This is a genomic window from Aminipila terrae (genome assembly GCF_010120715.1).
Taxonomy (GTDB): domain Bacteria; phylum Bacillota; class Clostridia; order Peptostreptococcales; family Anaerovoracaceae; genus Aminipila; species Aminipila terrae.
The window spans coordinates 2,704,947-2,717,193 of sequence record NZ_CP047591.1; the positions used below are offsets into that span (position 1 = coordinate 2,704,947).

At 39.3% G+C, this 12,247-nt stretch carries 9 protein-coding genes and 27 tRNA genes; 35 read left to right on the forward strand and 1 reads right to left on the reverse strand.

Annotation, left to right across the window (positions count from 1 at the left end; translation table 11 throughout):
• Positions 1 to 43 precede the first annotated feature (43 nt).
• From topA to Ami3637_RS13015, 34 genes are all read left to right on the forward strand, one after another.
• Positions 44 to 2,128: a type I DNA topoisomerase gene (gene topA, locus Ami3637_RS12850; protein WP_162362926.1), complete on the forward strand. Its 2,085-nt coding sequence runs from the start codon at positions 44 to 46 to the stop codon at positions 2,126 to 2,128.
• 24 nt (positions 2,129 to 2,152) lie between these two features.
• Positions 2,153 to 2,692: an ATP-dependent protease subunit HslV gene (gene hslV, locus Ami3637_RS12855; protein ID WP_162362927.1), complete on the forward strand. Its 540-nt coding sequence runs from the start codon at positions 2,153 to 2,155 to the stop codon at positions 2,690 to 2,692.
• 13 nt (positions 2,693 to 2,705) lie between these two features.
• Positions 2,706 to 4,142, forward strand: coding sequence for an ATP-dependent protease ATPase subunit HslU (gene hslU / locus Ami3637_RS12860; protein WP_162362928.1), 1,437 nt, complete (start codon positions 2,706 to 2,708; stop codon positions 4,140 to 4,142).
• A 217-nt stretch (positions 4,143 to 4,359) separates the two neighbouring features.
• The gene (gene codY / locus Ami3637_RS12865) at positions 4,360 to 5,139 is read left to right on the forward strand and encodes a GTP-sensing pleiotropic transcriptional regulator CodY (RefSeq protein ID WP_162362929.1); all 780 of its coding nucleotides are present in this window, start codon (positions 4,360 to 4,362) and stop codon (positions 5,137 to 5,139) included.
• A 65-nt stretch (positions 5,140 to 5,204) separates the two neighbouring features.
• Positions 5,205 to 5,906: a sporulation protein YunB gene (gene yunB, locus Ami3637_RS12870; RefSeq protein ID WP_162362930.1), complete on the forward strand. Its 702-nt coding sequence runs from the start codon at positions 5,205 to 5,207 to the stop codon at positions 5,904 to 5,906.
• Between the two features lie 36 nt (positions 5,907 to 5,942).
• Entirely contained in the window at positions 5,943 to 7,223 is a 1,281-nt protein-coding gene (gene hflX, locus Ami3637_RS12875) for a GTPase HflX (protein WP_243158014.1), read from the forward strand.
• A complete protein-coding gene (locus tag Ami3637_RS12880) occupies positions 7,210 to 7,845 on the forward strand; it encodes a YigZ family protein (protein WP_162362931.1) in 636 nt (211 codons plus the stop codon). Before hflX ends, Ami3637_RS12880 begins: the two co-directional genes overlap by 14 nt.
• Before the next feature lie 138 nt (positions 7,846 to 7,983).
• Positions 7,984 to 8,058, forward strand: a tRNA-Asn gene (locus Ami3637_RS12885).
• A 117-nt stretch (positions 8,059 to 8,175) separates the two neighbouring features.
• Positions 8,176 to 8,251 (forward strand) — tRNA-Val (locus tag Ami3637_RS12890).
• Positions 8,252 to 8,262: 11 nt separating this feature from the next.
• Positions 8,263 to 8,339, forward strand: a tRNA-Asp gene (locus tag Ami3637_RS12895).
• Positions 8,340 to 8,364: 25 nt separating this feature from the next.
• A tRNA-Thr gene (locus Ami3637_RS12900) sits at positions 8,365 to 8,439 on the forward strand.
• A gap of 43 nt (positions 8,440 to 8,482) precedes the next feature.
• Positions 8,483 to 8,567 (forward strand) — tRNA-Tyr (locus Ami3637_RS12905).
• A gap of 8 nt (positions 8,568 to 8,575) precedes the next feature.
• Positions 8,576 to 8,650, forward strand: a tRNA-Gly gene (locus Ami3637_RS12910).
• Between the two features lie 5 nt (positions 8,651 to 8,655).
• A tRNA-Gly gene (locus tag Ami3637_RS12915) sits at positions 8,656 to 8,729 on the forward strand.
• Positions 8,730 to 8,748: 19 nt separating this feature from the next.
• Positions 8,749 to 8,825: transfer RNA gene (locus Ami3637_RS12920), tRNA-Arg, on the forward strand.
• 16 nt (positions 8,826 to 8,841) lie between these two features.
• A tRNA-Lys gene (locus Ami3637_RS12925) sits at positions 8,842 to 8,917 on the forward strand.
• 32 nt (positions 8,918 to 8,949) lie between these two features.
• Positions 8,950 to 9,038, forward strand: a tRNA-Ser gene (locus tag Ami3637_RS12930).
• Between the two features lie 11 nt (positions 9,039 to 9,049).
• A tRNA-Ser gene (locus Ami3637_RS12935) sits at positions 9,050 to 9,141 on the forward strand.
• A 10-nt stretch (positions 9,142 to 9,151) separates the two neighbouring features.
• Positions 9,152 to 9,227: transfer RNA gene (locus tag Ami3637_RS12940), tRNA-Trp, on the forward strand.
• A 15-nt stretch (positions 9,228 to 9,242) separates the two neighbouring features.
• Positions 9,243 to 9,319: transfer RNA gene (locus Ami3637_RS12945), tRNA-Pro, on the forward strand.
• A 12-nt stretch (positions 9,320 to 9,331) separates the two neighbouring features.
• Positions 9,332 to 9,408, forward strand: a tRNA-Ile gene (locus tag Ami3637_RS12950).
• 16 nt (positions 9,409 to 9,424) lie between these two features.
• Positions 9,425 to 9,500 (forward strand) — tRNA-Phe (locus tag Ami3637_RS12955).
• Between the two features lie 175 nt (positions 9,501 to 9,675).
• Positions 9,676 to 9,751, forward strand: a tRNA-Val gene (locus Ami3637_RS12960).
• Between the two features lie 11 nt (positions 9,752 to 9,762).
• Positions 9,763 to 9,839: transfer RNA gene (locus Ami3637_RS12965), tRNA-Asp, on the forward strand.
• A 25-nt stretch (positions 9,840 to 9,864) separates the two neighbouring features.
• Positions 9,865 to 9,939, forward strand: a tRNA-Thr gene (locus Ami3637_RS12970).
• A gap of 200 nt (positions 9,940 to 10,139) precedes the next feature.
• Positions 10,140 to 10,224, forward strand: a tRNA-Tyr gene (locus Ami3637_RS12975).
• Positions 10,225 to 10,232: 8 nt separating this feature from the next.
• Positions 10,233 to 10,307: transfer RNA gene (locus Ami3637_RS12980), tRNA-Gly, on the forward strand.
• A 5-nt stretch (positions 10,308 to 10,312) separates the two neighbouring features.
• Positions 10,313 to 10,386 (forward strand) — tRNA-Gly (locus Ami3637_RS12985).
• 19 nt (positions 10,387 to 10,405) lie between these two features.
• Positions 10,406 to 10,482: transfer RNA gene (locus Ami3637_RS12990), tRNA-Arg, on the forward strand.
• Positions 10,483 to 10,540: 58 nt separating this feature from the next.
• A tRNA-Gln gene (locus tag Ami3637_RS12995) sits at positions 10,541 to 10,615 on the forward strand.
• A 3-nt stretch (positions 10,616 to 10,618) separates the two neighbouring features.
• Positions 10,619 to 10,694 (forward strand) — tRNA-Lys (locus Ami3637_RS13000).
• A 32-nt stretch (positions 10,695 to 10,726) separates the two neighbouring features.
• Positions 10,727 to 10,815 (forward strand) — tRNA-Ser (locus Ami3637_RS13005).
• A gap of 25 nt (positions 10,816 to 10,840) precedes the next feature.
• Positions 10,841 to 10,917 (forward strand) — tRNA-Pro (locus Ami3637_RS13010).
• A 52-nt stretch (positions 10,918 to 10,969) separates the two neighbouring features.
• Positions 10,970 to 11,045, forward strand: a tRNA-Phe gene (locus Ami3637_RS13015).
• A 111-nt stretch (positions 11,046 to 11,156) separates the two neighbouring features.
• Here Ami3637_RS13015 and Ami3637_RS13020 read toward each other — a convergent pair.
• Positions 11,157 to 11,495, reverse strand: a complete 339-nt coding sequence (locus Ami3637_RS13020; RefSeq protein WP_162362932.1) for a hypothetical protein — start codon at positions 11,493 to 11,495, stop codon at positions 11,157 to 11,159.
• A 126-nt stretch (positions 11,496 to 11,621) separates the two neighbouring features.
• Here Ami3637_RS13020 and Ami3637_RS13025 point away from each other — a divergent pair, with 126 nt between their 5' ends.
• Positions 11,622 to 12,200, forward strand: coding sequence for a thymidine kinase (locus Ami3637_RS13025; protein ID WP_162362933.1), 579 nt, complete (start codon positions 11,622 to 11,624; stop codon positions 12,198 to 12,200).
• The last annotated feature ends 47 nt before the right edge of the window (positions 12,201 to 12,247 follow it).

A 12,247-nucleotide genomic window follows, 5' to 3' on the forward strand; every position in this document is an offset into this window, starting at 1 on the left:
ATAATAATATAGTAGATAAAATTTCCCTTAGGAGGATTAATATATGGCAAGCTCTAAGAATCTGGTGATAGTGGAATCACCATCTAAGGCAAAGACAATAGGAAAATTTTTAGGTAGCAAATACAAAGTGGTTGCTTCGGTTGGCCATGTCAGGGATTTGCCAAAAAGTAAACTGGGTATCGATTTAGAAAATAATTTTGAACCTCAGTACATAGCCATAAGAGGAAAAGGCGATGTAATCAAAGCTATGAGACAAGAGGCCAAAAATGCTGATAAAGTTTATTTAGCAACTGACCCGGACCGGGAAGGAGAAGCTATTTCCTGGCACATTGCCCATCTTTTGGGAATTGATCCTACAAAAGCCTGCAGAATCGTTTTTAATGAAATAACTAAAAATGCAATTCAGACTGCAGTAAAAAATCCAAGAACTATTGATACAAAATTAGTTGATGCACAACAGGCTCGCAGAGTGTTAGACAGACTTGTTGGGTATCAGATCAGTCCATTATTATGGAGGAAGATAAGGCGTGGACTAAGTGCTGGCCGTGTTCAATCGGCAGCCCTTAAACTGATTTGTGACAGGGAAAATCTGATAAAAGATTTTAAACCTGTAGAATACTGGAATATTGCTGCTATGCTTTCTGAGATGCAGGATGAAAAAGGAAAATCTACTGAAAAAAAGAAATTTACTGCTAAGCTGATTGAATATCTGGGTAAGAAAATAACTGTTGACAATAAAGAAGCAGCAGATACCATTGTTGCTGCCCTAAAAAAGAATGACTACATTGTTAAAAAAGTAGAGAAAAAGGAAAGAAACAAAAGAGCGTATGCTCCTTTTACTACCAGCAGCCTGCAGCAGGATGCTGCGAATAAATTAGGGTTTTACACGAAAAAAACCATGATGATTGCACAGCAGCTTTATGAAGGCGTAGAAGTAAAGGGACATGGGACAATTGGTCTGGTAACCTATATCAGAACAGATTCAGTAAGAATTTCAGAAGAGGCTAAATCAGCAGCTAAAGTCTTTATCAATGAAAGATATGGGGAACAGTATCATTCAAATAATATTTTTTCAAATAAAAAGAGGGATGTGCAGGACGCCCATGAGGCAATCAGGCCCAGTTATATAGATTTAGTTCCAGATGAAATAAAAGAGTCTTTAACCAAAGACCAATATAACTTATATAAGCTTATCTGGTCAAGATTTATGGCAAGCCAGATGACTGCAGCAGTATATGATTCCATGGCTGTTGAAATTGAAAACGGCGACTATACATTAAAGGCAAATGGTTCAAAACTTAAGTTTGATGGATATTTAAGAGTTTATCAGGATGCTGGTGAAGAGAATAATGAAAAAATGCTGCCTGAACTTCAGGTGGGGCATAAATTGAATCTGCTGGATTTACAGTGTGATCAGAATTTTACACAGCCTCCAGCCAGATATACAGAAGCCAGTCTGGTAAAAGATCTGGAAGAAAAAAATATTGGAAGGCCAAGTACTTATGCACCAATTATAGCCACATTGATGGAAAGAAAATATGTATCAAGAGAAAAGAAATCTTTGCTTCCAACAGATTTAGGCTTTATTGTTACTGAACTAATGGAAAAATATTTTAAGGAAATTGTTGATGTTGGCTTTACAGCAGAACTTGAAGACCGCCTTGATGATATTGAAGTGGAAAATCTGAACTGGAAGAAGATTGTCAGCGATTTTTATGAAATCTTAAAGGATGAACTTGAAATTGCAGATAAAGAGATAGAAAAAGTTAAATTAGAGGATGAACTGACAGGTGAAATGTGTGAACTCTGTGGCAAGCCTATGGCAAGGAAAAGTGGCAGATTCGGAGATTTTATTGCTTGTACCGGTTATCCTGAATGTAAGAATACAAAACCAATTATCACAAAGGTGGATGCAAAGTGTCCAAAATGCGGAAGTGATATTGTAGCCAGAAGAGGAAAAAACGGAAGAATGTTTTATGGATGCAGCGGATATCCTGAGTGTAATCAAGTATTCTGGAGCAAACCAACTGATAAAAAGTGCCCGGAATGTGGCTCAATATTAGTTGAGAAAAAAACAAAAAACAGTACTTTAGCGTGTTCAAACAGCGAATGTGGGTATAAAGAATAGAATATGAAAGAGAGGTAATGGTAGATGATACAATTTCATGCAACTACTATAGTAGCAGTTAGAAGAGGTGAAAACGACATTTGCATCGGGGGCGATGGACAGGTTACTATGGGTGAAACTACAGTAATGAAACATAAAGCGAAAAAAGTGAGAAAGATTTATAAAAATTCAGTAATTACAGGGTTTGCAGGCTCTGTTTCCGATGCCTTCTCCTTAACGGAGAAGTTTGAAAAAAAGCTTGAAGAGCATTCAGGCAATTTAAAAAAAGCGGCGGTGGCTTTAGCCCAGATGTGGCGTTCAGACAAAGCTATGAGAAACCTGGAAGCTTTAATGATTGCGGTGGATAAAGAGAATATGCTTCTTATATCTGGGAATGGTGAAGTAATTGAACCTGATCAGGATTTTATAGCTATTGGATCAGGTGGAAATTATGCTTATGCTGCAGCGAATGCACTATTTAACCACACAGAGATGAATGCAGAACAGATTGTCAGAGAATCATTAAAAATAGCATCTTCTATTTGCGTTTATACAAACGATAACATTTCTGTTGAAAAACTGTAGGAGGGAGTAAAAAATGGGAGAATTATACAATATGACGCCAAAACAGATTGTGGCGGAACTTGATAAATATATAATTGGGCAGGATGATGCAAAGAAATCTGTAGCGATTGCCTTAAGAAACCGTTACAGGAGAAGTCTTCTTCCGGATGAAATGAGAGAAGAAATTACTCCTAAAAACATTTTAATGATTGGGCCTACAGGCTGTGGTAAAACTGAGATAGCCAGAAGGCTTGCAAAGCTTATGGATGCCCCTTTTGTAAAAGTTGAGGCGACAAAATTTACTGAAGTAGGCTATGTGGGAAGAGATGTAGATTCAATGGTAAGGGACTTGGTTGAAGCCTCTATCCGAATAACAAAACAGAAAAGATTACAGGAAAAATATTCAATAGCAGAAGAAATAGCAGAAGAAAAAATTATTGAGGCTATTATTCCGGGAAAGAAAAAAACTGTTTCATCCGGTACAAATAATTTAAAAACACCCTTTGATTTCATCTTAGGTGGTGGGTATCAGCAGACCCAGAGACCTCAGCTTGAACAAGAGGACAAGGATACCGGTAATACAGATAAAAGTGATATAGAGCTGGCAAGAGAACAGGTAAGGCAGCAGTTCAGAGATGGTATGCTGGAAGAGCAATACATTGAGATACAGGTTAATGAAGTGCCTAAAAATAATTCATTAGACCTGGGAAATGAAGGCATGAGCATTGCTATCGGAAATATCTTTGGGGATATGATGCCACCCAAGAAGAAAAAGAAAAAAGTTAAAGTAAAGGATGCAAAAAAGATTTTAAGAGAACAGGAAGCACAGAATCTGATTGATATGGATCAGGTTACTGAAGAGGCTTTAGAAATTGCTGAACAGAATGGGATTATTTTCATTGATGAAATCGACAAGATTGCATCTGGTTCCAGTTATAAATCAGGAGCAGACGTTTCAAGAGAAGGGGTTCAGCGAGATATTCTTCCTATCGTTGAAGGAAGTGTTGTAAATACAAAATATGGCCCTGTTAAGACAGATCATGTGTTGTTTATAGGAGCTGGAGCATTTCATACCTCTAAGCCTACCGATTTAATCCCGGAACTGCAGGGAAGATTCCCAATCAGAGTGGAACTGGAAAATTTAACGAAAGATTCTTTTGTTAAGATTCTGACCATTCCTGAAAATGCTTTATTAAAACAGCATAAGATGCTTCTGGAAACAGAAGGTATCAAAATAACCTTTACAGATGATTCTGTTGAAGAAATTGCCACTATGGCTTTTCTAATGAATGAACAGACCGAAAATATAGGAGCAAGAAGACTTCATACCATTATGGAAAAGCTTCTTGAAGATATTTCCTTTAACATTCCGGAAATGGAACAGGAGGAGATTGTCATAGACAAATCCTATGTGAAAGAAAAGTTTGTTGAGAAAATACATGAAGATGATATAGACAAATTTATTCTTTAATCTTGACAAAAATGAGCAGGTTGGTATATCTTTTATATTACCAACCTGTTTTTTGGTAGAATAATGACGAATTTTAGCGTAATTGTTTGTAAAATAAAAAGTTTTTAGAAAAATCAAAATAATGACTTGATTCTTTTCCAGAAAAGAGATAATATATATTAGCATAGAAAATAGGACAATTAGTCTTGAATTATAAATAAAGGAGAAAAAGGTAGTTATGGGAAAAGATATTTTAAGCAAAATTAGAAAATTGAACTGGGTTCTGCAGGAGAGTCCTACAGGAGCTTTTTCTTTTGATGAACTTTGCAACATATTAAGTGATATGATGGATGCCAATGTATATATTGCTAATCTAAGAGGTAAAGTTATTGGCGTGCATTATAAAATTAAATCAGACAGCTCAACTATTACAGACCCTGAAACCGGAATTGAAAAATTTCCTAATGAGTATAATGAGGCTTTGTTGAAGGTTACGTCCACAGAGGCTAATCTTAAAGCGGAAGACGCATTGGAGATTTTTAAGTATGATTATGATACTTATGACAAACTTCATACAATTATTCCTATTCTGGGTGGCGGACAGAGATGGGGTACCCTTATCTGTACAAGATATGAGCCTGAATTTAGTAATGAGGATTTAGTTTTAGGAGAATATGGGGCAACAGTAGTAGGACTTGAAATTCAGAGAAGAAAAACTCTTGAATTTGAAGAAGAAGAAAGAATGAGATCCATTGTTCAAATGGCTATTGGCACATTATCCTATTCAGAAATCGAGGCAGTTCAACAAATCTTTGCCGAATTGAACGGTAATGAAGGGTTGTTAGTTGCAAGTAAGATAGCAGACAGATCAGGAATCACCAGATCTGTTATCGTTAATGCTCTTCGAAAACTTGAAAGTGCTGGTGTTATTGAATCCCGCTCACTGGGTATGAAAGGAACACACATTAAGATTTTGAACTCTAAGTTCTACGAAGAACTGGAAAAAATGGATATGTAATCAATTAATTTGACACAGTCTGCCCCCGTTCAGCATATAATGATATATCTGTTCGGGGTGTTTTTATGCTTTGGTTTGGCTCAACAAAAAGATTTAAAGCATGTGAAAATAAAAAAAGTAAGTGGATAAAATTTGTAATAGCTATTATAATAATGACAATTGCAGCAGGTGGCTCTGGTTGGAGAATGATTAAAGTAGTACGGCCATCCATAGAATCGCTGGCCGAAATAAAAGCAAAAGAAATGGTGACTTACGCCATAAATGAAGCTACATGTAAACAATTTTTTAAGGAAGCTACTAACGTTGAAGATTTGCTTATAATAAATACGGATAAAGAGGGAAGCATAGAGCTAGTACAATCTAATACCGTGGCCATGAATATTTTAGCAGCAGAACTTGGTAAAGAAATAAAACAGATGTACAGAAATATGAAACCCACTGTTATGAAGGTACCCCTGGGAACGATTTTAGGAAGCCAGTTACTATCACAGACAAATTTAAATGTAAATATGAAGGTTATGCCTATCAGCGTAGCAAATATAGAGTTTTTAAGTGAATTTGAAACTCAGGGAATAAATCAGACTAAATATAAGGTATATTTATCTTTAACCAGTAAAGTGAGAGTGATGGCACCTTTTTCATCTAAGACATTGGAAGTACATAATGTAGTGCTGGTTTCCGAAGCAGTTATATTAGGGAAAGTTCCTAATAGTTACGTTAATGTACCTAAAGAAAATTTATTAGATGGAGTGAATTCGGGTCAGTAATTGTTTAATGAAAAAGGATATGGTAAAATACAGATTATGTTAAGATTTAATGAGAATAATGAAGTGATACAAAATGAAGAATACAAAGCAATTCTTGTTGGCCTTCAGATTAACGAAGACATCAGGTATTCAATGGAAGAGCTGGAGGGCCTTGCAGAAGCAGCAGGGGTTGAGGTTATAGGAACCATGACTCAGAGTCTGGAAAGAGCTAATAGCGCTACGTTCATAGGTAAAGGCAAAGTAGAAGAGCTTGCAGAAATGTGCAGGAATATGGAAGCAGATACGGTTATCTTTAATGATGAGTTGTCAGGAATGCAGCTAAGAAATATCGAAGAAGCTGTTGGAATCAGAATTATTGACCGAACCATACTGATTCTTGATATCTTTGCGTCCAGAGCTGTATCCCGTGAAGGAAAGCTTCAGGTTGAACTTGCGCAGCTTCAATACAGAATGCCACGGCTGCTTGGATTTGGCAAGAGTCTGTCAAGGCTTGGTGGAGGAATTGGAACAAGAGGCCCTGGAGAAAAAAAGCTGGAAACGGACAGAAGACACATTCAAAGAAGGATGGATGATATAAAGGCAGAGATCGTTGAAATTAAAGGTAACAGAAATGTGCAGAGGGCAAAAAGAGAAAAAGCCGAGCTGCCTATTGTTGCGCTTGTGGGGTATACCAATGCAGGAAAATCTGCTATTATGAACAGGCTTTTAGAGGGCGTAGACAGACAGGACAAAGTTGTTCTGGAAAAGGACATGCTCTTTGCTACACTGGATACAGCTCAGAGAAGTATTAAACTGGATACAAACTATGAATTTATATTAATCGATACGGTTGGGTTCGTCAGCAAACTTCCCCATTCTCTTGTAAATGCTTTTAAAGCTACTCTAGAAGAAGTAATGTATGCAGACTTGCTTTTACACGTAGTAGATGCATCCTATGAGGCGAATGAATTTCATATAGATGTTACAAATAAAGTTTTGAAGGAAATTGGAGCAGGGAACAAAGAAAGAGTATTGGTATTCAATAAGACCGACTTGCTGGAAAATGATGCATTACCCACCACAGATGAAGAATATATCTGTATTTCTGCAAAACGTGGCGATAATTTTGATCAGGTTATTGACGTTATCAAGAAGAAACTGTTTTCGGATCGAATCATCGCAAAATTACTTATACCTTATGACAGGGGCGATGTTTCTTCCTATTTGTGCGAAAAGGCTAAAGTTATATCCATGGAATATGTTGAATCAGGTACAGCATTTGAGGTTGAACTTACAACGGCAGATTATAGCAGGTTAAAAGAATATGATACTTTTTAATACAATACAAAAACAGGGTCAGGCAGAGCAAATCATTGAAAAATCAAGATTTATAGCATATGCCTCTCCTGTCAGCTCCCGAGAAGAGGCGGATTCATTTATTTCAGGGATTAAAGCACGTCACAAGGACGCTACACATAATGTACCGGCAATGGTTATAGGGGATAAATTTCAGATTCAATGGGCCAGTGATGATGGAGAACCTCAGGGAACCTCTGGGGCTCCCGTTGTTCAGATGTTAGTAAAGGAAGGCCTGACCAATCTGGCAGTAGTGGTAACCAGGTATTTTGGCGGTATTAAATTAGGAACAGGTGGGCTGGTAAGGGCATATACAGGTTCTGCAAAGCTGGCAATTGAGCGGGCTGGAATCTGCGCTGTAAAGGATATGTATGTTTTTACTGTAAAATTAGACTATACATATTTTAATAAATTGCAGAATTTATCTCAATCTGGTACATTTGGAATAAATGAAATTGTTTATGAAGATTCTGTTAAGTTATTTTTATCGGTAGAACCAGAGAAAAAAGAAGAATTAAGACAAGTAGTAGCAAATGTAACTAACGGTACTGGAATTATCCTGGAAGAGAGGATTGACCAAATCAGGGTACCTGTATTGGACTAAGATTACTGAAATTGTAAGGAGTTCCAAAAAAATAACAGAAAATCAAAAGAAAATGTAAAAAAGTGTTTGACATATCAGGGGTGCTATGCTAAGATAAATATCGTCGCTGATGCATATTATATGTGTTTGTCAGGTTGTTCCAAGGTAGCTCAATGGTGGAGCACTCGGCTGTTAACCGATAGGCTGTGGGTTCGAGCCCCACCCTTGGAGCCAGATTTACTAAAAAGTAATTCAGTTAGTTGAATAAAAAAAGTATTGACAAACAATGACAAATAGTGTAACATTAATAAATGTGTCAAGTAGATAAAACACTGAAACAGCAAGTGATTTGGGCGTTTAGCTCAGCTGGGAGAGCATCTGCCTTACAAGCAGAGGGTCATAGGTTCGAGCCCTATAACGCCCACCAAATTACAAAATGGCCTGGTAGTTCAGTTGGTTAGAATGCCAGCCTGTCACGCTGGAGGTCGTCGGTTCGAGCCCGATCCAGGTCGCCAATTTTATTGAAAGCACAGAAAATATGCTGGTGTGGCTCAACGGTAGAGCAGCTGATTTGTAATCAGCAGGTTGGGGGTTCGATTCCCTCCACCAGCTCCAATTAAAAATGGTAAGTGATTTATACAATTACAAGTAGATATTTCGAGGGTTTCCCGAGTGGCCAAAGGGGGCGGACTGTAAATCCGTTAGCTGAGCTTTCGGTGGTTCGAATCCACCACCCTCGACCAATAAACATGCGGAAGTGGCTCAGGGGTAGAGCATCGCCTTGCCAAGGCGAGGGTCGCGAGTTCGAATCTCGTCTTCCGCTCCAGATATGCGGGTGTAGTTCAATGGTAGAACCTCAGCCTTCCAAGCTGATGGCGTGAGTTCGATTCTCATCACCCGCTCCATAATACTAACTTGTAATGTGGGCTCATAGCTCAGCTGGATAGAGCAACGGCCTTCTAAGCCGTGTGTCTGGGGTTCAAATCCCTATGGGCTCACCATTTTTTTTAGTCATATGACCCATTAGCTCAGTCGGCAGAGCACTTGACTTTTAATCAAGGTGTCCGGGGTTCGAGTCTCCGATGGGTCACCAATTTAATTTTATAAGTAGTAGAACTCATAGATGGAGAGGTGTCCGAGTGGTTTAAGGAGCTGGTCTTGAAAACCAGTGATTCCGAAAGGGACCGTGGGTTCGAATCCCACCCTCTCCGCCATAAAAATGTATGGAGAAGTACTCAAGTAGGCTGAAGAGGACGGTTTGCTAAACCGTTAGGGTTCGTAAGGGCCGCATGGGTTCGAATCCCATCTTCTCCGCCATATATTTTATAGGGGTATAGCTCAGTTGGTAGAGCGATAGTCTCCAAAACTATGCGCCGTGGGTTCAAGTCCTACTACCCCTGCCATTTAATTTAATATTTCGGGGTGTAGCGCAGTTTGGTAGCGCAACTGGTTTGGGACCAGTGGGCCGCGGGTTCAAATCCTGCCACCCCGACCATAAAACAGACTGGGGCCATTAGCTCAGTTGGTCAGAGCGTCCGGCTCATAACCGGCAGGTCCGGGGTTCAAGTCCCTGATGGCCCACCATGAATTTGTAAAATTTGCCCAGATAGCTCAGTAGGTAGAGCAGAGGACTGAAAATCCTCGTGTCCTTGGTTCGATTCCGAGTCTGGGCACCATTATCAAAAAGTAGTTTCTTGCAGACTTTTGTCCGAGGGGCTATTTTTTTCCTTGATAATACGGTTTTAAAAAAATAAAAAACTAAAAATATAAAAAGTATTGACAAACAATGACAAATAGTGTAACATTAATAAATGTGTCAAGTAGATAAAACACTGAAACAGCAAGTGATTTGGGCGTTTAGCTCAGCTGGGAGAGCATCTGCCTTACAAGCAGAGGGTCATAGGTTCGAGCCCTATAACGCCCACCAAATTACAAAATGGCCTGGTAGTTCAGTTGGTTAGAATGCCAGCCTGTCACGCTGGAGGTCGTCGGTTCGAGCCCGATCCAGGTCGCCAATTTTATTGAAAGCACAGAAAATATGCTGGTGTGGCTCAACGGTAGAGCAGCTGATTTGTAATCAGCAGGTTGGGGGTTCGATTCCCTCCACCAGCTCCAATTAAACAAAATCAGAGGGGAATCGAACCCGAAAGGGCTCGAGCGTAATGCGAAAAAGTCTTTTAGACTTTTAAGTAGCGAGAGGTTCAAGCTGACTGAAAAAGGAAGCGTAGAACGGCAGGTGCGGAGCAACTGTAAATTCCCTCCACCAGCTCCAATTAAAAATGGTAAGTGATTTATACAATTACAAGTAGATATTTCGAGGGTTTCCCGAGTGGCCAAAGGGGGCGGACTGTAAATCCGTTAGCTGAGCTTTCGGTGGTTCGAATCCACCACCCTCGACCAATAAACATGCGGAAGTGGCTCAGGGGTAGAGCATCGCCTTGCCAAGGCGAGGGTCGCGAGTTCGAATCTCGTCTTCCGCTCCAGATATGCGGGTGTAGTTCAATGGTAGAACCTCAGCCTTCCAAGCTGATGGCGTGAGTTCGATTCTCATCACCCGCTCCATAATACTAACTTGTAATGTGGGCTCATAGCTCAGCTGGATAGAGCAACGGCCTTCTAAGCCGTGTGTCTGGGGTTCAAATCCCTATGGGCTCACCATTTTTTTATCTAAAATCTGCCGTGATTCAAGCTATGCATTGGGTTAGGGCTTTAAGAGTGGGGTATAGCCAAGCGGTAAGGCAACGGACTTTGACTCCGTCATTCGTAGGTTCAAATCCTGCTACCCCAGCCATATGACCCATTAGCTCAGTCGGCAGAGCACTTGACTTTTAATCAAGGTGTCCGGGGTTCGAGTCTCCGATGGGTCACCAATTTAATTTTATAAGTAGTAGAACTCATAGATGGAGAGGTGTCCGAGTGGTTTAAGGAGCTGGTCTTGAAAACCAGTGATTCCGAAAGGGACCGTGGGTTCGAATCCCACCCTCTCCGCCACAAAGTTTAAACATATTATAGGTATCGGGGTGTAGCGCAGTTTGGTAGCGCAACTGGTTTGGGACCAGTGGGCCGCGGGTTCAAATCCTGCCACCCCGACCATTTTTTTAAAAGTCATTGCAGATAGAACATAGCAATACTTTTTACCCTATATGCCCAGATAGCTCAGTAGGTAGAGCAGAGGACTGAAAATCCTCGTGTCCTTGGTTCGATTCCGAGTCTGGGCACCAAAAAAACCGTTTCATTGAAACGGTTTTTTTCATATCTTTTTTCAAATAGTATTATTGTTTTGTGTTCTGAATATTTAATTCTATTATTCCGCGATAAATAAAAATCTTTCTTTATAGAATATGTACACTGCTAAAAAATAAGACGGTGACCAGATATGACAATCCTGCAATGACACAGGAAAAAGCAATAATTTTAGATTTAGCCTTTGATTCTTTTTCAAAAACTGCCATAGATGAAATAAAGGATATGACGAGGGCAACCAGAGCGATAAGCGTCATGGTATTAATAAGAGCATTATAGCCTCTGAAAAAGAAACACAGGGCCGCTGCAATGCATACGGTAAGGATATACTTAATAGCTCCACCATTGTTAAAAATAACAGGGATTAAAAGTGCAGCCCATATGATCCCGATAAGAATGCATTTAGCAATTAACCATAATAATTCCATATTAAATTTTAATCCTTCCTTGTAAAACAATTTATCAATTATAATTATATTTGATTTTCCATTGAATTTCAATTACAATGATAGATGTATTTAAACATGCATAAGATAAACATAGGAGGGCAGATTGTGGCACAGCTTTATTACAGATATAGTACAATGAATGCGGGTAAGTCAATTGAACTGATAAAAGTTGCATACAATTATGAAGAAAGAGGCAAGCGGGTTTTAACTTTAGTTCCAAGTGTTGATGACCGCTATGGGGCCGGAGTCATTACTTCAAGGGTAGGTATACAGCGGGAAGCCATAATTGTTGCAGACGATACAAATATTCTGGAATTGTTTTTATCTGAAAATGCTAAAGAAAAAATAGATTGTGTACTGGTGGATGAATGTCAGTTTTTAAAGAAACACCATGTCCAGGAACTGGTGGAGATTGTAGACAGCTGTGATGTTCCGGTGTTGGCCTATGGCTTAAAAAATGATTTTAGAAATGAGCTATTTGAAGGCTCATACTATATGTTAGTCTATGCAGATAAAATAGAAGAAATTAAGACCATATGCTGGTGCGGCCGAAAAGCAACAATGGTTGCAAGGGTTGTGGATGGAAAGTTTGTGAAACAGGGAGAGCAAGTGGTTGTAGGAGGAAACGACATGTACGTATCACTTTGCAGAAAACATTATAACGACGGAAGATTAGAGCCTTAGGCGTTTATTAGCAAAGGGGAATGGTTAGCCATTCCCCTTTTGATTGT